The following is a 22,451-nucleotide window of genomic DNA, read 5'->3' as shown; positions in this document are numbered from 1 at the left end:
CGTCAGCAATCGCGACCACGGCACGAGCTTCTCCATCTCTTCCAGGAAACGCTGGCGCCGAGTCATGCGCTTCTTGCCCGTGCTTTCCGCTTCCGCAAAGCTCATTTGCCGTTTCATCGTCGTGGGCCCGTTCCGTGAACTATCTTCTACAACGTCCTCGGCTGCGTCAGCGATGACCACAGAGCCGGATAAATCAGTGTTTCCTTAGTGGAGACGTGACCGCGCAAATTCAGGCAACCGACTAAATGGAATGTCGGGGGCCACCGGCATGCCCAGCTCGGCTTGCTTCAGCACCGCCACAATCTGTTCGATCGAGAAGCACCTCCGTTTCATGACAAACCACCTCCTGGTCCAGGGGGCGTTGTTGTACTAATGAGGCGTGAGGACGAAGTGGTGCCTTTGTTCGCGAACTCAGACGATACGGACGGGTTGCGGACGTGCGAGTTCCGCCATCCGATTGAGCACGCCCACGCGAACGGCAACCTCGGTCGCTTGCGTGTCGGTGCTGCGTGCCCACAGGCATGGACCCGTGAGCGTCTTGAATCGGTACATCGCGTTCTCGGCCAGCGAACGACGGTGATAGCCGCTTTGTTGCTTCCATTCGCGCCGGCTACCTTGTTCGATCGCATCGATTGCCTCATTGCGCTGAGCCCCGCCGGGCGTGGCGGCGGCCAGTGAGCCGCGCCTTCACGAGGCGGAACCGAGGGCGCTGCGCCGCGCGCGGTGATTGCCGCGTAGCAAGCCTGCGTGTCGTACGCGCCATCGCCGCCGATCGTATCGATGGGGTCGCCGGCCGGGATCTGATCCAGAAGTTCAGGCAACACTTCGCCGTCAGCGACGTCCTGGTGCGTCATGAGCGCAGCGCGCAGTTGGCCGGTGTTCGCGTCAAGCGCGAGATGCACTTTGCGCCATGTGCGGCGCTTGGAGTAGCCGTACCGGCGAACCTTCCACTCCCCTTCGCCGTAGACCTTTACGCCAGTACTGTCGATCACCAGATGCAGCCGCTCGCTGCTGCGCATGACCGGCGGCTTTACCAGCAGCGTCTGGGTGCGACGGCACACGGTCGTGTAGTTCGGTACCGGCAAATCGGCGAAAGCCAGGTCACGCAGGCTTTGTGCGAAGCCTTGCAGGGCACGCAACGGAAGATGGAATACGGTCTTCAGTCCGAGCAAGGCCTGAATCAGCGCATCGCTGTACAGCCGCGGACGACCCCGCGTGGGCGCGGTGTCGGGCAGGTTCGCAAGAGTGTCGTCGTCAATCCACATCGTGATGTTGCCTCGATTGATCAGGCCGGCGTCGTATGCCGTCCAGTTTCTGACACGGTATTTCGCCTTCGGCTCCTGCGTCCCGCTCTTGTCCTTGCGCATGTTATCGCACGCAAAGATCGAGAATCTATGCAGGATGCCGAATTGTTAACAGATGCATCGCTCCGGCTGTTGCGCGTAAACGTCATCGCCACAGGCAGAATTAATGCAACAACGCCGGTTCAGGGTGAAGTTTGTTGCAAAGCTCGCGCCTGGATCGGTTCAAGATTCCTAAAACGGATCACTTTAGGACTATTCTCATTTCCGTGATGCGCCACGCTTGAGATACTTCGACCACCTTTTTATCGAAAGGTAATAGAAGGCTTCGTGCAGAACTGCCTAGCCATGCATGTCAACTAAGGCGTCGGCCGTTGTCCGACGCGTCACACAACCTGAGTTTATCGATGAAAGCAAAAATGATTCTCGCCGGTGTCACGATGGCGGCTCTCTCTTCCGCCGCGATGGCCGACACCGTCAATGGCATGATCAACTTCCAGGGCACGATCGTCAACGACACCTGCAAGGTGAGCTCGCTTACGGGCGATGCCGGCACGATCAACGTGAACATGGGGACGATCGCGACCGACGACGTCGGTACCGTGGCGGCACCGAAATTCTTGGCCAACGGCTCGGGTGCAGCAAATATCGACATCGCCTGCAAGCAAGGCGCAAAGGTCAGCATGAAGTTTGCTGGTCAGCCATCCGAACTTAGCGCTGACAAGAAGTCGATTCGCGTAAACAACGGCGCGACGTCCGCCGGCTTCGCTCAGAACGTTGGTATCGCTGTGTATGAGGGCACGGGCGCGGGCGCGAAGGCGTTCGACCTGAGCAACGGCGACCTGTTGGCGCAGACCGAGCTGACCGAAGCTGGCGCAATCAACGTGCGCTTCAGCGCCGCCTATGTGGCCGCAGACCCGTCGAAGATCACGGCCGGTGTCGCAAACGCGAGCGTACCGTTCACGCTGAGCTACGAGTAAGTCCGATATCGGCCCTCGGGCCGTTCTCAACGAGCAGCGGGAATCCCCGCTGCTCGTCTCTCCAATTATTTCCGCCATGAAAAAACGATACTTCGCCGTCGGCATGGCGCTCGCGTATGCATTTGCCATGCCAGCGACACATGCCGCGATATCTTTGAGTACCACGCGCGTCATCTTTGACGGCAAGAACAAGGAAGCCTCTGTCGTCGTCAACAACGATGGTGCGGATGCCCTTATCCAGTCTTGGCTCGATCCGCTCAACGATACCAACGGCCAAACGTTGCCGTTCGCGGTGACGCCGCCAATCGCCAAATTGCCCGCGAAACGGCAGCAACTGCTTCGCGTACTGTACGAGGGCGTGGGCGTGCCCACGGATCGAGAATCCGCGTTTTGGCTGAATGTGCAGGAAATTCCACAGGCCGCCGCTGGCGACAACGTGCTGCAACTGGCGGTACGTCAGCGAATCAAGGTCTTCTTCCGACCGGCTGGTTTGAAGGGCGATCCGCAACGAGCACCCGCGAGCCTGCAGTGGCGGCTCGATAGCGAATCGGGCAAGGTGCTCCTTCATTTGCAGAATCACAGCCTGTACCACATCACCGTCGTCGACGCGAAGTGGCACTCGGGTGGCATGGACTCGCCGGTCATCGACGCACGAATGGTCGCGCCCGGCGAGACGGCGAGCGTGCCCGTCAAATTGCCGGTGGGCGGCGCCACACCAGAATTGCGTTACGAGATCGTCAATGATTTCGGCGGACGGGAGCATTTCCGCGTCACGTTGCCCACCGGTAAAGCGGCCACGCCGATTGCGGTCCCGCAGTAAGCACTGCCGCGTCGTTCACGCTGGCGGTTATTTCTTTTCGAGCAACGGCAACCCGTTTGCGCACCCGTTCGTGTTTTCCCTTCCCACTAATTCGAGAGCTGCCGGAGTGTAACCACCAATGTCCGACCGACCGACTCAATCATTACGCCGCAACCCGGTCGGCTCGCCTCCGTCGACCGCACTTCCGCGCGCAACGCCGCTGTATCTCGCCATGTGCCTAGCCGTCTTCAACAAGGCGTATGCGGAAGAGACGAATACCGTCGTCGCTCAGGCCCCCCCATTGATGCTGGCATTCAATACGGACTTCCTGCACGATCGCGGACGTTCGGCCGATCTGTCATCCGTGCTTGCGAGCGACAATGGCGTGCCGCCCGGCTCATATCGCGTCGAAGTGCTCGTCAACGGCGATCTCGTTGCGCATCGCGACATCGAGTTCCGCCTCGACGAGGAGAAAGGCAAGATCGAGCCGTGCCTCACCGTGCACATGCTGCAGGAATTCGGCGTCGACCTGCATGCTCTGACACCCGTGCCCGACATGGCCGACGCTGCATGCATCGACGTACCGAAGATGATGGACCAGGCTGCGGTCGATTTCGACGCTGGCCGGCTGCAGCTCGCTCTCAGCATTCCGCAGGCTTTCCTGTCGCGCACGGCGCGCGGCTACGTCGATCCCGCGCTGTGGGATGCAGGCGTTGCAGCGGGTTACGTCAACTATCAGTTCAGCGGCAACTACGGCCACAGTGGTAGTTCGAGCGACAGTCGCAGCTATTTCCTCGGGCTGCAGAACGCAATCAACATCGGCCCGTGGCGTTTGCGCAACGAGTCCACATATAGTGGCGCCTCGGGCAGCAAGCCGCAATTCCGCAGCAACCGCACGCTGATCGAGCGCGACATCACGTCACTGAAGTCGCAGCTCGCCATCGGCGAGCAATATTCGGATTCGACGCTGTTCGACAGCGTTCGCTTTCGCGGCGTGCAGATCGGCTCCGACGACGCGATGTTGCCGGACAGCGAACGCGGCTACGCGCCGGTGATTCGCGGGCAGGCATTTAGCAATGCAGTGGTGGAGGTACGGCAAAGCGGCTACGTACTGTACCGCGCGAACGTGCCACCCGGTCCGTTCGAGCTGACCGACATCTTCCCGTCAGGGTCAAACGGCGACTTGGAAATCACGGTGATCGAGGCGGACGGCAGCAAGCACGTCACGCGTCAGGCGTTCTCAAGCCTGCCGCTGATGCTGCGCAAGGGCCGGATGAAGTTCAACTTCTCAGCGGGTCAGTATCAGGGGAGCCAGGATTCTGCTCCCCTGCTCGCCACCGGTTCGCTGATCTATGGCCTGACCGACAACAGTACGGTGGCCGGCGGCTTCCAGCTATCCGGTGATTTTCAGGCGTTCAACCTCGGCGTCGGCACCAATACGCCAATCGGCGCGTTGTCGCTCGACGTTACGCAGTCGATCAGCCGTGCACAAGGCACGCGTCGCACGGGTCAGAGCGTGCGGGTGCTGTATGCGAAGACTTTCACGCGCACCAGCACGAACTTCACGCTGGCAGCATACCGCTATTCGACGGCCGGCTATCGAACGTTCGGCGATCACGTCAATGACGTCAACCAATCGGGCAACGTTCCGTCCGTACGCAACCGCTCCCGGATCGATCTGGCCACGAGCCAGGATCTCGGCCCGCAGCGGAAATATGGAAGCGTCTATCTGAACCTCAGCCACCAGACCTTCTGGAATCAACCCGGATCGAGCCGGAGCATGAGCGTCGGCTACGGGAACAGCTGGAAACAGTTGAGCTACAACTTGAGCTTCACGCAAACGCACGACACCCGATACGGCAACTCGGGATCGAACACGCAGGTGATGGCCACGCTGTCGATTCCGCTCGGCAACAAGGCGCGTTCGCCGCGCGCATACACGAACGTCAGCTACGACCGCTCCGGCGCGGCCAACGTGCAGGCCGGCATGAGCGGCAACTTCAACGAGCGCACGTCGTATGCGGCGCAAACCGGCTATGCAAACCAGGGCCGGGGGGCAACGGCCGGCGCAAGCCTGACGCACAACGCCGACATCGGGCAGTTGTCGGGCAGCTACAGCCATGCACGCGACTATCAGTCGGCCACGATCGGCGCGACCGGCTCCGTCGTTATCCATCGCGGCGGCATCAACCTGAGCCGAACGCTCGGCGATACCTTCGCGTTGATGAAGATCGAGGGCGCGAAGGGTGTGGACGTGCGGACCGACGCTGGTGCGAGGATCGGCAGCAATGGTTACATGGTCGTGCCATACGCGCAGCCTTATCGCGTGAACACGTTGCGTCCGGATACGCAAAATCTCGGCGCGGATGTCGAGTTGATCGATACGGCCAAGCAGGTGGTACCGCGTCGCGGCGCAGTGGTCGAGGCGGTGTTCAAGGCGAACGGCGGGCGCCGCGCGCTGTTCAACGTGACGCAGGCGGATGGGCAACCGGTGCCGTTCGGTGCGAGCCTGGAAGACACGGGAACCGGCAAGCAGCTCGGCGTCGTCGATCCGGGCGGCAACGCGCTAGTGCTGCTCGAGCGGGAACAGGGAGCGCTGGCGGTCAAGTGGAAGGACGGACAGTGCCGCGCTGCATATGCGTTACCGAAGGCGGAGGCCGGGCGGTATTACGTGCGACAGAGCGTGCGGTGCCGGTAACTTTTAGTCCACCCGGGCGATTTTCATGTAATTGCATCCAGATCGAAATATTTGCATGCGGCGAAATTTTTAAATTCCAGGATATTGTAAATGCAACGTACAGCCTTACTATTTATTTTGGTGGCGTGGTCGGTATATTGTGCGCCGGCATTTTCCGCTTCGTACACAGTTTGCTATAAAAGCGGCAAACGGACCACATCCGATTCTGAATATCAAATCTCGGGCCTTTCGTCAGCGTCCGTTCCCGCTGCCAACATGCCCTTGGGATCTGTTGTATGGCGCTCGCACGACATTGTTGTCGAAGTGACATGCGAAAGACTAGTGGCCAGTAAGTCATACCCTATTAGAATAAGGCAGAGTTTTCTTTTTGGCAGCGTAAATGGATTGTGGCCCGGCTACACTTTTCAAGGTGTCGATTATCTCATGAATGGGGGAGTTTCTGAGTGGATCAATACGACATATACGCTTGGTGAAAATGTTGGCGACAAAGTCACATTTAATTTGGTATTTTCATGGAATATTCAAAGATGGGGCGACAATAATGTCCCCGCAAGCGGAAGTGCATTCAATAACTCGCGGCTCCCACCCATCGTGGTTGAGGTGCCAAACGGACCTCATAACGTGACGGACAGTCGCCAGCTTTCCATATATGCAAATAATCCCGGAATTAAACTCACCGATTGCAGCGCCGACGTGCGAATTTCTAAAAATACGATCGACTTCAATGAGGTTTCAGCATTTCGCGCAACGAACAACGTTATCGCAAAGCAGGTTCCATTTGAAATTTTCACCAGCCGCTCTTGCGCGGGAAAATTTAAATTGAATGCCACGCTGAAACCATTGGTGTCAAACAGCCATGCTCGCGGCGACTTTCTCATACCAACCGAGAATGATTCAATTGGGATTCGAATTCGAAATCAAGGAAACGGAAAAATATTCCCATTTGATCAGAGGCAAGAGCTAGCGGACTTGACAAGTTCCACATCGCAAACCAACCGGTATGTGGCAGAACTCGTCTGGCAGACGGACAAACCGAAACTAGGAAGATTCGAGGCAGGTGCCACGTTGCAAATCGAATACCAGTAGTAGTTGTAGGCGTTCACAATTGGCGCTATGGATGCTCTTGAGGTCGGCCGGATGTCGTAGCCATTTCAAGATGTCGTAGCGCCAGCTGGGGTAATCGTCCTTTTCGTGCATGTATGGACCCGACGCCTTTTGCAAGCCTCTTGTTCGTGATGTCGAAACGGTCTGCATGCATGTATCCGGCTTGCCTGATGGGCCATTGCCGAAGCATGCCCGCAGCCTCGATGAGATCCGCGCACCCTGGCCTTAGCAAAATCGCGGCGCACCTGCAGTGGTCGCCGGCACGAAAAACAGGCTTCAGGATGCTGGTTCAACCAATTTCGTCATCGCTTTGAGAAGCTTCGCAAACCTGCGTGGGTATTCCCTCCCTGCAAGCGGTTTGGGCTTATGCCACCGCGTTACGAGCCGTATAGATTGTGTCGCTGCTGAGCAGCACCTGGATGACGCGCGCATTCTTGTTGGCCAATGCGACAGCCGCGCAGTTGTGACCGCGGCGCGCGATCAATTGTTGCAGCCAGCGGCTTTGTGGATCAGTTTTCGCTACGGCATACCGCAACACCGCCCGTGCACCGTGAATGAGCAAGGTCCGCAAGTATGTGTCACCGCGCCGACTGATACCGTGTAGTCGAGACTTACCTCCCGAAGAGTACTGACGTGGCACCAGCCCGAGCCAGGCGGCCAGATGCCGGCCGTTTCTGAATTGCTTGGCGTCGCCGACAGCGGCTACTACAGCGGTGGCGGTGATCGGGCCAATGCCGGGGACTTGTGCGATCTTCTTGCACAACGTGGACTGCTTCATGAAGGACTGAATCGATGTTTCGATCAAGTGAATGCGCTCTTCAATCGCATGTAGATGCTGCAGCAGTTCGGTCAACAGCGTTTGGCAAAACGACGTCAGCTCGTCGGCGCTCTTGCTTAGCAGTTCAGGAATCGCGCGCTTGAACGCCTCAGGTGAGCGTGAGATCGTCAGTCCTCGTTCGCCGAGCAGGCCGCGCATCTGGTTGATCATCGCAGTACGGTGACGCAGCAGGATTGCGCGCATACGATGCGCAGCCTGAATGTCTTGTTGCTCAATCGATTTGACAGTAACGAATCGCATCGCGGGCCGGCTCGCGGCCTCGACGATCGCTTCGGCGTCGTTGCGGTCGTTCTTGTTCGTCTTGACGAATGGAGTGACATATTGCGGGCTGATTAGCCGGACCTCAATGCCAAGCGACTGAAACCGCCGTGCCCAATGGTGTGCGGTACTGCACGCTTCCATGACGACCATCCCCGGCTGCAAAGCTCGCACCGTCTCAAGTAGCGAGCCGCGCGAGACCTTTGCTCGATGTACCGGCTGGCCGTGCCGGTCGGCACCATGAAGCTGGAAGACCTGTTTCGCGAGATCGATGCCGAGGATGTCGATTTCCATGATGAACCTCCACGTATCAGGTTGAGGCCGATAGTGTCCCCCGAAGGGAGGCGTCGGGTCCATACATGCACGAAAAGGACGATTACCCCAAGTGGCTGTCGATCGCCGCGGGCCGCGGCGACAAGGAATCGAAAAAGCTGCTCGAGCTCGCCCGCAAGGCGAAGAAGGAAGACGAGGAAGACTGGAAATGGCGTACGCAATGGCGTGACGTCTATTACGGCTACTGGTACTCGGGCTATCCGTACTACGGCGTCTGGCATCAGACGTACTGGTACTACTGACCGGACCGAAAGCAACGGGGGCGGCTGCGGGGAGACCACCATCGCGCGCCACGCCGGGGGGCTTATCGAAGTTCGCACGAACACATAAGCCGAACAACGACTCTATCGAGCGACAACGACATGAAGACCATCCTTTCCCAACGTCTCACTCAAGGTGCGCTGGTTGCAGCGCTTTGCGCTTCCGTCGCCGGCTGCGGCGGCATGGTGACGCCCGGCGGCCAGAACGCCGGCGTCACGGGCGCTGCCGCGGGCGGCGCGAGCGCCGGCGCGGATTCGCAGTTGCAGCGCTGCGCATCGCCGCTCGGCACGATCGCCGTCGACGACGGCCGCAACGCCGACTGGTGGGGCCCGTTCGGCAGCGCGACCAAAGTGACGAGCATCGACCCGCTGTTGCGCCTGGCCGTCCAGCAGTCGAACTGCTTCGTGATCACGTCGATCGGCAACCAGAAGAGCGACGCGCGCCTGTCGCGCATCACGCAACTGCAGCGCAGCTCGGGCGAGTACCGTGCGGGTTCGAAGCAGCAGAAGGGTCAGCGTGTCGCGGCCGATTACTACATGGAACCGCAGATCGTGATCAACGATTCGCCGATCGCCGGCATCGGCAGCATGATCGGCGGGCTGACCGGCAACAGCGCGGTGGCGGCGGTGGCAGGCCACCTGCAGACGAAGGCGTCGGTCGTGACGCTGACGCTGTTCGACGTGCGCTCGGCCGTGCAGATCGCGGCATCGGAAGGCAGCTCGACGGCGACCAACTACGGCGCGGCGCTGGGCGGCCTGGGCGGTGGCGTGGGCGGCGGTCTCGCCGGCTTCTCGACGACGCCGGAAGGCAAGGCGACGGTCGTCGCGTTCATCGACGCATGGAACAAGATGGTCGTCGCGCTGCGCAGCTACAAGGCGCAGGACGTCAAGGGCGGCCTCGGCCGCGGTGGTCAGTTGCAGGTCAACTGAGCGATGACGCGACACCGGAGCTGCGTCACTCCGGTGTTCGCATCGACCGGAGGGTGCGCGATTGCGCCCTTCCCGCAGCCGCACGCGTCACTGATCGGCGAAACGATAAAAACCTTCGATGAGCATGGTGTTCAACAGACCTGAGAGAACAAAGATGAAGAACAGGCAATGCGTGTGGTTTCCGATCGCCGTATTGATCGGTCTGATGCTGGCCGGTTGTGGCGGCAACGATTCTCCGGCTCCGGGCGCCCAGGGAACGTCGAGCGAAACGACCGGCACGATGCCGCCGCCGGGGGCTCCGAGCGGAGGGTCCGGCACGACCGCGACCTCGAATCTCGAGTGCGATCCGGTCTATCAGCAAGGTGACACCGTGAAGCTGCACATGTACACGCAGGCGACGTCGCAAAGTCCGGCCGTCGACAATGGCCTGTACACGCGCACCTACGGGCCGGCAACGTTCGAAGGCGTCGCGCTTACTCAGCAAGCCGAAACATCGACCGGCTCGCCGATCCAGACGAATCACTATTATCTCGTCGGCAACGGCGCGCGTGCGAACTACGGCGGCGAGGTTTACAGTTCGGGCGCCCTCGTGTTGCGGGACGCCAACTCGCCGCCGTATGTCGAGACGATCGGGTTGACGGGAAGCGAGACGGCGAACTACGTGGATACGCCCGTCATTCCGTCAGGCGGCGCCCAGACGGCGGTATCGATCCAGCGCGCGTACGTCGCGCGCGAAACGGTCACGCTGAAGAACGGCAAGGTGTTCGCAAGCGCGTGTCACTATCACGTCACCGAGACGTTCTCCAATCCGGCGCCGAACAGCACGACGGTCGCCGACGACTGGCTCGCGCCAGGCGTCGGTCTGGTCAAGTCGGTCGCCAATGTCGGCGGCACCCAGATCATCACTCGTGAGCTCGAGTCGGCGACCGTTGGGGGCAAATCGTATTGAGCGAGGGAGCCCTGACGCTCACGCGCGTGCCGTCAATGATGCGTGTACAACCGAGGCGCCGCGGCGTGACTCTGGATCGCGGCTCCCGAGTCAGCCCCCGCCCCGTATGCAGGCCCATAGCCCGACGCATCGGCCTGCGGCGACGATTCGGAAGACCGGATGCGTGCCTCGGCCTGCTGGATCGATTGCGGATAGTGAATGTCCTTTCGGGCCGGGTTGTAACCGGCCTGCTCGACCTGTGTGATCTGGGCGCGGACTTCCGCGCGGGTCAGGCCGCTGCTCGATTGAGCTGCTGATGCGAATGCGGGGATGATGGCCGCCGCCAGCACGATGGTACGGATAGCGAATTTCATGATCTCGACCTCCAGTGAACAGGGTCGGCATCCGAGAACATCTCTTCTGCCTTGAGGACAGCATGCTCGCTAAAGCTGAAGGCAATGTTAACTTCGCATTCTTGAACGCATCGGATATGAAAGACAGGGGCGGACTCGGAATCGCCGCTTCAGTCGCGCCGATCACGGCAATGTAACGCGCACGCCGAACCCGCTGCCGTTCAACCCGTCGATGTACGTCAGACTCCCGCCGAGTTTGGCCACGATGCGCGCGATGATCGACAGCCCCAGGCCGCTGCCGCTTTCGTCGTGATCCGCGCCGCGAAAGAAGCGATCCTGCAGTCGGGACAGATTTTCGTTCGAGACGCCGGGTCCGTCGTCCCGTACCTGCAGGTGGATCGCGCCGGCATCCTGCCACGACGTGATTTCGACGCGCCCTTGTTCGCGACCGTACTTGATCGCGTTATCGACGAGATTGTCGAGCAGGACGCGCACCAGCGTTGACGGTACATGTGCGATAACCGGACCGACGACGCGTGAAATCAGTGAAATCTGCTTGCGATCCGCGCGCGCCTGATGGTCGTCGATGCAGGTCTGCACTACGCGTGCGAGATCGACCTCCTCGCCGGGCATCGGGACGGCTTCGTCAAGTCGCGCCAGTGCAAGCAACTGGTCCGCCAGATGCGTGCTTCGGTCGACGCCCTCGACGACCCGTTGCATCGCGCGCCGCTGACGTTCCGGATCGCGCGCGGTGAGCGCGACCTGTGCCTGAACCTTGAGCGCGGCGAGCGGGGTCTTGAGCTCGTGTGCGGCGTCGCTGGTGAATGCGCGTTCGCGATCGAGCGAGCCGCGCAGGCGTTGCAGCAACGCGTTCAGTGCGGTAACCAGCGGCCGCACTTCGTCGGGAATGCCCTTCGTGCCGATTGCATCGAGGCTGTCGGGCGAACGCGCGTCGATTGCCTCCGACAGCGTCCGCAGCGGCGTCAGGCTGCGTCCGATCGCCAGCCAGATCAACACGGCCAGCACGGGCAACGCGAAAGCGAGCGGCCGGGCGACACGGCGCGCCACCTCCGCGGACAAGTCCGAACGGTGCGTGCGTTGTTCGAAGATGCGCACGGTACGACCGCGCGCGGCATCGGTCAGCACGTACGCGTGCCATTTCGGATTGCCGAACCGGATCGGGCTCGACGCGGCAGCGGGAAACACCGGCAGATCGAGCGAGTCAAGCCCCGGACTGGCGGCCAGGATGCGTCCGCCCGCGTCACTGATCTGATACAGCATGCGCGGTGATGCATCGTTGTCGCCATCGTTGTCTTCCCCCGAGCCGAGAACGATGTCCGCGAAGACCGGCAGATCGGATGCATCGAGCGCGACGAACGCTCTTGCGATCTGCTCGAGGCGGGTTTCGTCCCATTCCTCCGCTTCGTGAATCGCCTGGCGATAGCTCGACACCAGCGAATACGCCCAGACCACCACGACACCCGACAGCACCAGTAAGGTCAGCCGTTGCCGGATCGAGCGCATCACGACGCTTTCTCCACCACGTAGCCGACACCTCGAATCGTGCGGATCAATTCGGCGCCCAGTTTCTTGCGCAGATTCGACACATGCACTTCGATCGCATTGCTTTCGATTTCTTCGTTCCAGCCATAGAGGCTGTCCTGGAGCTGCGTACGCGAGAGCGGGCGGCCCTGATTCGCCAGCAGTTCGACCAGCAACGCGCATTCGCGCGACGTCAGCGCGATCCGTTCGGTGCCGCGCGTCACCGTCATCAGCGAGGGATCGACCGACAGGTCGCCATATTCGATCGTCTCGGTGCTGCGGCCCTGCGAGCGTCGCACGAGCGCGCGGCAACGGGCGATCAGTTCGGTCAGGTCGAACGGCTTGCCGATGTAGTCGTCGGCGCCCGCGCTCAGGCCGCTCACGCGATCGGCCACGGTGTCGCGCGCGGTCATGACCAGCACCGGCGTATGGTCGCGGCGCTTGCGAAGCCAGTCGAGCAATTCAACTCCCGACATGCGGGGCAGGCCGAGATCGAGCACGACGAGGTCATAAGGCGTGGTTTCGAGCGCGAGCTGCGCATGCCTGCCGTCGTGCGCCCAGTCGACCGTCATGCCGGCCTCGATCAGGCCATCCTCCACCCCGCTGCCGATCAGCTTGTCGTCTTCCACGAGTAACACCCGCATGGTGTCGCGTTCCTTTTAGTCGGGACATGGCGTCCATTGGCGCACGATAACCGCAGGAACCGACCGGCATCAAGCACGACGAGGAATAATCCGGTCCTTAAGAATCCGTTAACGTCGGCGTTCTATGGTCGCCGTCACCGACACTCGCAACCGAATCGACGACCATGATCAGGCTACCGTTCCGACTCCGTTTTTGCGCAACGCTGGGCGCGTTGCTTTTCGTGGCTGCCGCGCCGGCGTCCGCAGGCGAGATCAAGACGCTGATGCGAGACATGAAGCACGCGATGCAGGGTGCCATGAACAGCCGGACGATTCCGGAAATGAACGGCTACGTGGCCCGGCTCGAAAGCGATGCACAGCAGGCAAGCCGCCAGCGCTATCGCGATGACCAACCGACATACGACGAAGGCATGCGCACATTGCGGGATGAATTGACCGCGGTCGACCGAGCCATCCAGGCCAACGATCTACCCGCCGCAAAGCAGGCGTTGCGCCGGATCGACGGTACGAGAAAGCACTATCACAACCTGCTCGGATAACCCGAGAGCGTACCCTTTCGCCACTGAAAAGGCATTTCCGTCATGAAAAATGTTACCCGCTATCCCATGTCGATGAGTTTGCTGCACTGGCTGCTGGCCGCCGCGCTGATCGGCAACCTGATCGTCGGCTTGCTGCTGGACGACAATGAAGACCTCGTCGGCCTGCACAAGTCGATCGGCATTGTCATTCTTGGACTCGTGGCGGTTCGTATCGTGAATCGGCTGCGCATGCGACGCAGCCTTCCGCCATCAGTCAATCCGGCCGGTACGCTGAACCATTTCGCGGAACGCAGCGTCCACGGGCTGCTTTATGTGCTGATGTTCGCCATCCCCGTGCTCGGGTGGATGAAGACGAATGCGGCCGGGCACACGGCCAGTTGCTTCGGGCTCTTCTCGCTGCCTACCCTGGTGCCCAAGAGTCGCGAGCTGTCGCATTGGCTGGGGCAACTGCACGCGCTGACGGCTTACGGGCTGGCCTCGCTGGTGAGCTTGCACGTGCTGGGCGCGGTGGCACACAAGCTGTTCAAGTCCGAGAACGTGTTTCCGCGCATTCTGCCTTTCCCGATGCACGTAGTGCGGCAGAGGATTTCGTCCGGTGACCGGAATTGAGTGTCGAGCACGACGTCACGCGAAACGCTACCGGGTAACGCCGTCAAGTCAGACGAATGACACGTGGGTGCTGTGGGCCATGAGGTGGCGGAAGCAGCCTCAGTGATCAGACTGGAAAGGAGCCGCGACTTTCAACGCGCCACGTGTGCCTTCGTTCGGGCCCTGGAGGCCGGTGAGGTCATCCTGGCAAGGATCACCGCGGCGTCGTTTCAATGCTGCTGCGTGAGGCTGGCCCCCCGCTTGACTCATGTCAATGTGGCAGCGGCCAGGCACGCGACGCGATCGAGCCGTCGTTCCGCCCGGCATTGCGAAGACGAATGTGCTTGACGAAGGTCAAGCCGGTAGACTGTCCTCGTGCGAAAAATTGCCGTGTACAAGACCGTCGGCAGCCACCGGGAGACATTCATGAGCGCCAGCACTTCATCTTTCCAGGCGGCACCCGCTCCTCAACGGGTGCTGATCGCCATCGACGGTTCCACCGCATCCGCGCATGCACTCGCGTATGCCAAAGCTTTCCTTCCATCGAACGCCGCGGTGCATATCGTCAGCGTTGCGGACAATCCGCGGACACTCGTCCCGCGCGGATCGAGATCCGCGGCATTTCTCGAATCGGCACGCGACGAATTGCTGCGAGACGCATCCGACGCGCTGTCGCGCGCCCAAAGCGCGATTCCGCGCGACGACATCACCATCGACACGGAAGTCATCGACCTGTCCACGCACGGCGGGGATGTCGTGCATGCGCTGGCCGACAGCGCGCAAGCCTGGCAGGCCGAACTCCTGATCGTCGGCGCACGTCAGCATCATGGCCTGCTCGGATGGATCGAAGGAACGGTTTCCGGCCCGCTCGGCAAGCTGGTCGGTTGCCCGCTGCTCATCGTTCCGGAAGGCTTCGCGTCGGTCGCCGAGCACCTGCCGCGGCGGATGCTGTTCGCGGTCGACGGCAGCCCGATTGCGCTCCACGCATTGCGAACGGGGTTGAAATTTTCGCGGCCCGAGACCGAATTTCGGGCGATTCACGTGCTCGATCGCCCCACATCGCTGGGTGATTTCGTCCCCGTCGAAACGCTGGAACAGGCGTTGACCAGCGAAGGCAATCACGTACTGCAAAAGGCCATGGCCCTGCTCGACGGCGCCCCCGCCGGGCGCTCGCAGTCGCAGCTGATTCAAACGGATCGCACTGGCGAAGACGTGCCTCACCTGATCGTGCGAGACGCCATCGAATGGAGCGCGGACATGATCGTCATGGGCACCCACGGGCGGCGCGGCGTCACGGGCTGGCTCGTCGGCAGCGTGGCCGGACGTGTGGCGCGCATCGCGAAAACGCCGGTTCTTCTGGTCAGTGCTCCGCAAGCGTGATGCGTGTCGTCGTCACGCATCCGCCCCGACGGCGTGAAACAGTTCCTCCTCCTGAGCGCAATGCAGGCGCACGATGGCTTCCAGCCCGTAAAGCAAACGCTGTATCGCCTGCACCTGCATGGTGTTCGTGCCGTCGCGTGGCAGGTCCGCGACCATCTGCCTGAGCGACCGGACCATCTTGAAGATCTCCCGGTGTGCGCCGCTCATCGCCGCGAGCGGGTCCTCGCCGCCGAGAAGCGGGGCGAGACGCGCATAGACGTCCCGATCGTCGGCGCGTTCGTGCGGCAGCAGCCGTTCATCCAGCGAATCGATCATGTGACCAAGCTCGCTGGCGATGGCATCCACCGATAGTTGCGGCATGCGATCCGCGAGATCCCTGATCTGATCCAGCAACGGTGACAATGCGGTGTGCTCGCGCTTGAGTTGCTCGACGTCGACATCGGCCAGCCGCGCGTCCGTCGGCCTTGGGCGAACCAGCAACACGCGTAACGCATTGACGATGACGACGACGTCGATGACTTCCTGAATCACCGCGCCGGCAATCGGCTGCAGGAATCCGGCCGCCGCGATCGTCATCGCGACGACCGACAGCGACATGCCGGCCACCACGCTCTCGAGCGCGATCCGGCGTGACCGTCGTGCGATACGTATCGCATCCACGAGTCGATCCAGCCGATCCACCAGCAGTACCACGTCGGCTGCTTCGGATGACGCGGCCGCCCCCCGCGCACCCATCGCGATCCCGACATCGGCCGCCGCCAGCGCGGGTGCGTCGTTCACACCGTCGCCGACCATGATTGTCACGCCCTCCTTGCGCGCGGCCTGAATCGCGGCGAGCTTGTCCGTCGGTGTCTGCTCGGCGCGTACGTCGGTCACACCCAGCAACTCACCGACGGCCTGGGCGATGTCTCGCCGGTCGCCGGTGAGCATGACGAGGCGCTCGACGCCTTCTCGTTTCAACAGCCGCAATGCCCGCGGCGTTTCCAGCCGCACCTGGTCGGCCATTTGAATCGCGCCGATCATGACGCCATCGACGCCGACGAACACGGCGGCCCCGCCCTCGTTGCCGACCCGCTTCAGGAACGCGTCGCCCCAGGGGGCGATCGTTGAACACGCGGAGACGTATCCGAACTGGCCGATCGCGACGGTTCGGTTGTCGACCCGGCCTGTCACGCCCTCACCTGCCGTTTCCATCACGAAGGACGGCGGCGACAGATCGATCCCACGTTCCCGCGCGGCGACCGTCAGCGCATCCGAGATGACGTGGCCCGAAGCCTGGGCCAATGACGCGGCGAAACGCAGCACGCCGTCCGTACCGACGTCCGTGCCGCATTCGATCGCGACGATGCGTGCCCGCCCTCCGGTCAGCGTCCCGGTCTTGTCGAAGAACAGGATCGTCGCTTGTGCAAGCCGTTCCAGCGCGCCCCCGCCCTTGACGAGGATGCCGCGTTTCGAACAACGCGACATGCCGGACACGATCGCGACCGGCACGGCGAGAATCAACGGACAAGGCGTGGCCACGACCAGCACGGCGAGCGCACGCGCGACATCTCCGGCCAGCAGCCAGGCGATGCCCGCGACGATCAGGGAAGCGAGTACGAAGAATGACGCATAGCGATCCGCAAGACGCACGGACGGACTTCGCTCGCGCTGCGCGCGCTCGACCATGCGGACGATGCCGGCAAACGTGCTGTCGCCTGCCGTCGTGCGGGCAACCATTTCGAACGGTGGGCCGGCGTTGACCACGCCGCTGCATGCGCTTTCTCCGGCGCGCCGCCGCTGGGTGGACGACTCGCCCGTCAGCATGGATTCGTCGAGTTCCGCGTCATCGGTCAACGTGCCGTCGACCGGCACGAACTCGCCGCTTCGCACGAGCAGCCTGTCGCCGGGAACGAGCGTTTCCACGGCAACGGAACGCCATTCATCGTTCTCGAACCGGGTGGCCTGCCGAGGGGCACGGGCGAGCAGCGCGGTCATCTCGCGTTGCGCGCGGTCTTGCGCATACCGCTCCAGCGTCCGCCCGCTCGCCAGCATCAATGCGATGACAGCTGCCGTGAGCGTCTCGTCGAGCGCGATCGCCAGCGCGATGGCCAGCCACGCGAGCACATCGATGCCTGCCCGCCGTTTCGCCACGGCCTTGACGAGCGATACCGTCAACGCCAGCAAGACCGGCAGCGTGCCGAGCAACCAGACGAGCCGCGCGATTGAATGCAGACCGAACGCCGCGCACACGCCCCCTCCGGCGAGCGTTACGGCCGCCAGAACCAGCAACGCGAGATCGATCGACCAGGGGATTCGCGACATGACGATTGTTCCGATTGCCGTGCAGGGAGGCGTTCACTGCATCCGGTTCCGGTTGCAGACGGCGTGGCATCAGTCTAGGAAACGCCACGACTCGACCGTTGACATGGGTCAGCGCGACGCGCCTCGCGCCACATGCCGGCGCGGCGCCTTGCTTGACGTGAGTCAAGCCGCCGGCCCCTTTCCTCAGCAAAATTGAAAAGTGACACTGGACGCCCTGGAGTCGATATCGTGCTGACGCTGGCTGTACTCTTTCTGCTGATTCTTCTGCTGAATCTCATGCCGGCGTTTGCCCCGCCTACCTGGATGGCGATGTCGTGGGTCGGGTTCAACCTGCCCGACGGCAATCCATTGATCTTTGCCGTCGTGGCGGCAGGCGCCGCAACGACCGGCCGCGTCATTCTGGCGACCTTCGCAAGATCGCTCGTCCGCTCCCGCTGGATGCGGGAATCGGATCGCGAGAATATCGACGTCGCCACACGCTGGCTGCGCAAGCACCGGACGCTCACTGCCGGCGCGTTTTTCTTCTACGCATTGAGCCCGCTTCCGTCGAACTATCTGTTCATCGCGTACGGACTGTCCGGGTTGCCGCTGAGGATCATCGCGGCGGCGTTCTTCATCGGTCGTGCAACGACCTATGCGATCTGGGCGCAACTCGGCCGCTTTGCATCGACCCGACTGGACCTGGAATCCGAACTCGAAGGCACTTACCTCGGCGGATACTTCATCGTCACCCAACTGGTGTTGCTCGGCCTCGTGTTCATGTTGATGAAGCTCGACTGGCGCGCGCTCTTCAACGAACGTCGGTTGACGTTCCGGCGCGGCCATCACCCGCGCAGTTCCGAATGACACCGGCATGCGCGATGTGTTGAGCGGCCGCGCCGGCTGACCGGTGCTTCCTAGCGGCCGCGAATCCCGGACGTGACTTCGACGACGCGTTCCCGCTTGCGCGGATCGACGTGCGTCATCACGTTCAGGACGCGGTGATGCTTCATCACGCGAGCACGCGCGTCCACGGCGATGTCGTGCCCTTGCGCGACCGTGAGATCGGCGTCGATGTCGAGATGCACGTCCACGAGGATCAGATCGCCGGTCTTTCTCGTGCGCAGGTCGTGCACGTCCAGCACGCCCGGCGTCGCAATCAGCGTCGCGCGAATCGCCTGTACGTCTTCGGCATCGGCCGCTCGATCCATCAGGTCATGCAATGCGTCCCAGCCGAACGTCGCACCCATTTTCACGATCATCCCGCCGACGATCAGCGCGGCGACAGGATCCAGCAGCGGATAGCCGAACAGGTTGCCGACGATGCCGCAGGCGACCACGAGAGACGATGCGGCATCCGAACGCGCATGCCATGCGTTCGCGACCAGCATGCTCGACTTCACCCGCGTTGCCACGGCAAGCATGTAACGGAACAGGCTTTCCTTCGCGGCGAGCGCGACGAGCGCTACCCATAGTGCCGCGACGTGGACGCGCGCGATCGTTTCCGGATGCTCGAGTTTCTGGATGGCGGACCAGAGCATCCCGCCACCGACCAGCAGCAGGATTGCGGCAAGTGCCAGCGATGCGCCGGTTTCGAAGCGCTGATGTCCGTAAGGATGCTTTTCGTCGACGGGTTTTCGGCTATGGTGACCGGCCAGCAGGACGACGAAATCCGCGATCAGGTCGGATAACGAATGAATGCCGTCCGCCACGAGGCCCTGCGATCGGGACAGGATGCCGATCACTACCTGGCCGATGCTCAGCGCGAGGTTGACCGCGACGCTCACCCAGGTGCTTCGGGTGGCCGCAGCGGCCATCGCGGGCGTCGCTTCAGCGACGGTTTCCGAAACGATGTCGGTGTTTGTTGGTATCACGATTCAGGTTACGTTTCAGGATTGAAGGATTGGTCAACTTCGGGCAGTCACAGGCGACCGGGGCGGCCCACGTGGCGCGCCTGCGCCGGACGCGTTGACATTGCGACGTGGAATGATGCGTTGCACGTCTGACAGTTGCGTGTCTGCGGCATGTATTCGATGGTATTGACGGTCACTCCAGGGTACTTGATCTGAGGCAAAGGATCGACCACCCGTTTTGCGTACGGTTGAACCCATGCAAACGACCTGGAGACCGTCATGTCCAGAGCAAACAGGTTCACCGTTTCGTGTCTGATCGGCGTCGCCATCGCGATCACGTCCGGTCTGGCCGATGCCCAGCCACGCCAACCGGCTCGCGATCCTACCGTCGAGTGGGGCGGCATGATGTACGGTAGCCAACTGATGACGCCTGCCGAGCGGAATGAATACCGCACCCGCATGCTCGCCGCGAAATCGGATGCCGAGCGCGAGAAAATTCGCGCGGAGCACCACGCGGAGATGCAGAAGCGTGCGAAGGCGCGCGGCATCACGCTGCCTGACGTTCCGCCCATGAGGGGCATGCATCGAGGGCAAGGCATGGGTATGGGCATGGGGCCGGGCTACATGCGCGGCCAGCCTGGCGGCCCTGCAAGCGGCGCTGCCGGCAAGTGATCGCACGGTTCGGCGTGTTCGGACACGAACACGCCATTCCGGCCACGATTGACCGCTCGCGTGACCTCCGGCCACGCATCGAGCTCGTGCAGTCTGATCGGTGACGTGCATGATCGACTAGCACCTGGCCGCACCGGCTTCATCGGCAGCCGGCCACGAAATGGCTACGCGCAGTCCGCCAAACGCGGGCGATCGATCCACCTGGATGTCGGCCTCGTGCGCCGCAGCGATTCGCCGCACGATCGACCAGCCGAGGCCGCTCCCGCTCGGTCGGGTGCCGGCCGGCCGAAAGAAGCGTTCGCCCAGTCTGCGCAGATCGTCGTCGTCGATGCCCGGCCCGCTGTCTTCGACACGGAGCACGGTGCGCCGGTCCCGTTGGCCGACCGAAACGGTGATGCGCGCCAGCGGCGGGCTGTAGCGGATCGCGTTGTCGACCAGATTGCGCACCATTGCCGCGAGCAAGGCTTCGTTGCCGCCGACGACACATGGCGATGGCGCATCGAGTTCGAGCTTCTGCTGTTTCCCGATCGACTGTGGCGCGGCCTCCGCGACCACTCCTTTCGCCAGGGCCGATACGTCTACCGGCGCGCGATCCGCCAGTGCGCCTGCATCGAGACGTGAAAGCAACAGGAGCTGCTCCACCAGACGCGCCGCTCGATCACACCCTTCGAGAACACCGCGCAACGCGTGCCGGCGTCGCTCGTCATTGTGCTCGGCCATTGCAACCTGCGCCTGTGCCTTCACGGCCGCGATCGGCGTGCGCAACTCATGCGCGGCATCGGCAGTGAATCGGCGCTCCGCATCCATCACGGCACGAATCCGCTCGAACAGGCGGTTCAGCGCATCCAGCATCGGCCGCATCTCAAGCGGCGTCCGCTCCAGCCGGATCGTGTCGAGCGCCTGCGGATTCCGCTTCGCGAGCGCTCGCCCGAAATCGCGCAGCGGTGCCGTGCCTCGGCGAACCGCCCAGCCGATGCCCAGCACCAGCAATGGCAACGCAGCCGCCATCGGCCAGAATGCGCTGCGCATGACGGCACCCAGGATCGATTTGCGTGAATCGATCCGTTCGCCCACGAACACCTGAACGTCGCCGCGCGCGCCATGCACGACGAATACCCGCCACGCATTCCCGTCGATCACGACGGTCCAGAATCCGGAAGCCCGGTCGCGCCCGGTCAGCTCGGGCGCCACCATCGGCCTGGACGGCGCGTTTTCGGAATGCAGGCCGAGCCGGCCTTCATGAAACACCTGGAAGGCCACGCGGGGCCCGTATGGATGGAGGATCGGCGCGTCGACCGCATTGTCGTCGTCATCCGGCCCGCGTGCTTGCTGCGCGACGAGCAGTGCCGCCGCTTGCGCGAGATGGCCGTCGAGCAATCGGTCGATCTCGCGTTGCGCATCGAGCCAGGTCAGCATCAACGTCGATAGCCAGACACCGAGGACCACGGCCGGCACGAGCGTCAGCAGCCGGCCATGCAGCGAGCGCGCGGGCAGCACGGCTTTCATGCACTGTCCCGCAGCAGCACGTAACCCACGCCGCGCACAGTCCGGATCAGATCGCTGCCGAGCTTCGCACGCAAGCGATGTATGTGCACCTCGACGGCATTGCTCTCCACCTCCTGCCCCCAACTGTACAGATACTGCTCGATCTGCTCGCGCGACAGGACCCGGCCGGCATTCAGCATCAGGATGTGCAGCAGATCGAACTCGCGCGTGGACAGCGCGACGGCCACGCCGGCGCGGCGCGCGGTTCGCGACGCGGGTTCCAGTTCGACGTCCTGCGCCTGGAGTCGCTCCGTCGGCCGGCCGTGGGCGCGCCGGACCAGCGCTCTCAGGCGCGCGCCGAGCTCGTACAGGTCAACGGGCTTGATCACGTAGTCGTCGGCTCCCACGTCGAGCGCCCTGATGCGGTCGGGCACGGCATCGCGCGCGGTCAGAATCAGGATCGGCAACGCGATGCCGTCGCGACGAATGCGCTGCAGGACATCCATGCCATCCACGAGCGGCAACCCGAGATCGAGGACCGCCGCGGCATGAGCATGCGCGCGCAACTCGCGCTGGGCCGCGTCGCCGTCGCGCACCCAGTCGACCTGGAATCCTTGCTGGCGCAATCCGGCGCGGATCCCGTCGCCGAGCAGGACGTCGTCTTCCACGAGCAGGATGCGCAC

At 62.4% G+C, this 22,451-nt stretch carries 20 protein-coding genes and 3 pseudogenes; 12 read left to right on the top strand and 11 right to left on the bottom strand.

Annotation, left to right across the window (positions count from 1 at the left end):
* A pseudogene (locus tag HWX22_RS20465) lies at positions 1-117 on the bottom strand (IS5/IS1182 family transposase); the annotation flags it as partial.
* 294 nt (positions 118-411) lie between these two features.
* A pseudogene (locus HWX22_RS20460) lies at positions 412-1,367 on the bottom strand (IS5 family transposase).
* 341 nt (positions 1,368-1,708) lie between these two features.
* Between HWX22_RS20460 and HWX22_RS20455 the strand changes: the two are divergent.
* From HWX22_RS20455 to HWX22_RS20440, 4 genes are all read left to right on the top strand, one after another.
* Positions 1,709-2,281, top strand: a complete 573-nt coding sequence (locus tag HWX22_RS20455; protein WP_175912627.1) for a fimbrial protein — start codon at positions 1,709-1,711, stop codon at positions 2,279-2,281.
* Between the two features lie 76 nt (positions 2,282-2,357).
* A complete protein-coding gene (locus HWX22_RS20450) occupies positions 2,358-3,101 on the top strand; it encodes a molecular chaperone (RefSeq protein ID WP_175912625.1) in 744 nt (247 codons plus the stop codon).
* Positions 3,102-3,312: 211 nt separating this feature from the next.
* Positions 3,313-5,778, top strand: coding sequence for a fimbria/pilus outer membrane usher protein (locus HWX22_RS20445; protein WP_244135260.1), 2,466 nt, complete (start codon positions 3,313-3,315; stop codon positions 5,776-5,778).
* Between the two features lie 90 nt (positions 5,779-5,868).
* Entirely contained in the window at positions 5,869-6,864 is a 996-nt protein-coding gene (locus tag HWX22_RS20440; RefSeq protein WP_175916261.1) for a fimbrial protein, read from the top strand.
* A 382-nt stretch (positions 6,865-7,246) separates the two neighbouring features.
* Here the strand turns inward: HWX22_RS20440 and HWX22_RS20435 are convergent, their stop codons facing one another.
* Positions 7,247-8,272: an IS110 family transposase gene (locus HWX22_RS20435; RefSeq protein ID WP_175916260.1), complete on the bottom strand. Its 1,026-nt coding sequence runs from the start codon at positions 8,270-8,272 to the stop codon at positions 7,247-7,249.
* A gap of 89 nt (positions 8,273-8,361) precedes the next feature.
* On the opposite strand from HWX22_RS20435, the pseudogene HWX22_RS20430 reads away from it, so the two are divergent.
* Both HWX22_RS20430 and HWX22_RS20425 read left to right on the top strand, forming a co-directional pair.
* Positions 8,362-8,553, top strand: a pseudogene (locus HWX22_RS20430) (sel1 repeat family protein); the annotation flags it as partial.
* 120 nt (positions 8,554-8,673) lie between these two features.
* On the top strand, positions 8,674-9,501 hold the full coding sequence (locus tag HWX22_RS20425) for a hypothetical protein (RefSeq protein ID WP_175916259.1): 828 nt from the start codon (positions 8,674-8,676) through the stop codon (positions 9,499-9,501).
* Positions 9,502-9,588: 87 nt separating this feature from the next.
* Here the strand turns inward: HWX22_RS20425 and HWX22_RS31795 are convergent, their stop codons facing one another.
* Positions 9,589-9,819, bottom strand: coding sequence for a hypothetical protein (locus HWX22_RS31795; RefSeq protein WP_175909053.1), 231 nt, complete (start codon positions 9,817-9,819; stop codon positions 9,589-9,591).
* A 52-nt stretch (positions 9,820-9,871) separates the two neighbouring features.
* On the opposite strand from HWX22_RS31795, the gene HWX22_RS20420 reads away from it, so the two are divergent.
* A complete protein-coding gene (locus HWX22_RS20420) occupies positions 9,872-10,450 on the top strand; it encodes a hypothetical protein (RefSeq protein ID WP_175909052.1) in 579 nt (192 codons plus the stop codon).
* A gap of 32 nt (positions 10,451-10,482) precedes the next feature.
* Here the strand turns inward: HWX22_RS20420 and HWX22_RS20415 are convergent, their stop codons facing one another.
* From HWX22_RS20415 to HWX22_RS20405, 3 genes are all read right to left on the bottom strand, one after another.
* Complete coding sequence (locus tag HWX22_RS20415; protein WP_175909051.1) at positions 10,483-10,803, bottom strand: DUF4148 domain-containing protein; 321 nt, start codon at positions 10,801-10,803, stop codon at positions 10,483-10,485.
* A gap of 162 nt (positions 10,804-10,965) precedes the next feature.
* Complete coding sequence (locus tag HWX22_RS20410; RefSeq protein ID WP_175909067.1) at positions 10,966-12,306, bottom strand: ATP-binding protein; 1,341 nt, start codon at positions 12,304-12,306, stop codon at positions 10,966-10,968.
* Entirely contained in the window at positions 12,306-12,968 is a 663-nt protein-coding gene (locus HWX22_RS20405) for a response regulator transcription factor (RefSeq protein ID WP_175909050.1), read from the bottom strand. Before HWX22_RS20405 ends, HWX22_RS20410 begins: the two co-directional genes overlap by 1 nt.
* Positions 12,969-13,132: 164 nt before the next feature.
* Between HWX22_RS20405 and HWX22_RS20400 the strand changes: the two genes are divergently transcribed.
* The 3 genes from HWX22_RS20400 (at position 13,133) to HWX22_RS20390 (ending at position 15,475) form a co-directional block, all read left to right on the top strand.
* The gene (locus HWX22_RS20400; RefSeq protein WP_175909049.1) at positions 13,133-13,507 is read left to right on the top strand and encodes a cytochrome b562; all 375 of its coding nucleotides are present in this window, start codon (positions 13,133-13,135) and stop codon (positions 13,505-13,507) included.
* Positions 13,508-13,549: 42 nt separating this feature from the next.
* A complete protein-coding gene (locus tag HWX22_RS20395) occupies positions 13,550-14,116 on the top strand; it encodes a cytochrome b/b6 domain-containing protein (RefSeq protein WP_175909048.1) in 567 nt (188 codons plus the stop codon).
* Between the two features lie 405 nt (positions 14,117-14,521).
* Positions 14,522-15,475, top strand: coding sequence for a universal stress protein (locus HWX22_RS20390; protein WP_175909047.1), 954 nt, complete (start codon positions 14,522-14,524; stop codon positions 15,473-15,475).
* 12 nt (positions 15,476-15,487) lie between these two features.
* Here the strand turns inward: HWX22_RS20390 and HWX22_RS20385 are convergent, their stop codons facing one another.
* Positions 15,488-17,779, bottom strand: a complete 2,292-nt coding sequence (locus tag HWX22_RS20385; protein WP_175909046.1) for a heavy metal translocating P-type ATPase — start codon at positions 17,777-17,779, stop codon at positions 15,488-15,490.
* A 228-nt stretch (positions 17,780-18,007) separates the two neighbouring features.
* Between HWX22_RS20385 and HWX22_RS20380 the strand changes: the two genes are divergently transcribed.
* Entirely contained in the window at positions 18,008-18,625 is a 618-nt protein-coding gene (locus HWX22_RS20380; RefSeq protein WP_175909045.1) for a VTT domain-containing protein, read from the top strand.
* 50 nt (positions 18,626-18,675) lie between these two features.
* On the opposite strand, the gene HWX22_RS20375 is transcribed toward HWX22_RS20380, so the two are convergent.
* Positions 18,676-19,632: a cation diffusion facilitator family transporter gene (locus HWX22_RS20375; RefSeq protein ID WP_244135259.1), complete on the bottom strand. Its 957-nt coding sequence runs from the start codon at positions 19,630-19,632 to the stop codon at positions 18,676-18,678.
* Between the two features lie 258 nt (positions 19,633-19,890).
* On the opposite strand from HWX22_RS20375, the gene HWX22_RS20370 reads away from it, so the two are divergent.
* Entirely contained in the window at positions 19,891-20,283 is a 393-nt protein-coding gene (locus HWX22_RS20370; protein ID WP_175909044.1) for a hypothetical protein, read from the top strand.
* A gap of 117 nt (positions 20,284-20,400) precedes the next feature.
* Here the strand turns inward: HWX22_RS20370 and HWX22_RS20365 are convergent, their stop codons facing one another.
* Entirely contained in the window at positions 20,401-21,789 is a 1,389-nt protein-coding gene (locus HWX22_RS20365; protein ID WP_175909043.1) for an ATP-binding protein, read from the bottom strand.
* The gene (locus tag HWX22_RS20360; protein ID WP_175916258.1) at positions 21,786-22,451 is read right to left on the bottom strand and encodes a response regulator; all 666 of its coding nucleotides are present in this window, start codon (positions 22,449-22,451) and stop codon (positions 21,786-21,788) included. The genes HWX22_RS20365 and HWX22_RS20360 overlap by 4 nt, the downstream gene beginning before the upstream one ends.

The organism is Burkholderia sp. BCC1638 (assembly GCF_902833195.1).
Lineage (GTDB): Bacteria > Pseudomonadota > Gammaproteobacteria > Burkholderiales > Burkholderiaceae > Burkholderia > Burkholderia diffusa.
The sequence above is the reverse complement of the archived record's forward strand: the minus strand, read 5'-3'. Positions and strand labels throughout refer to the sequence as shown.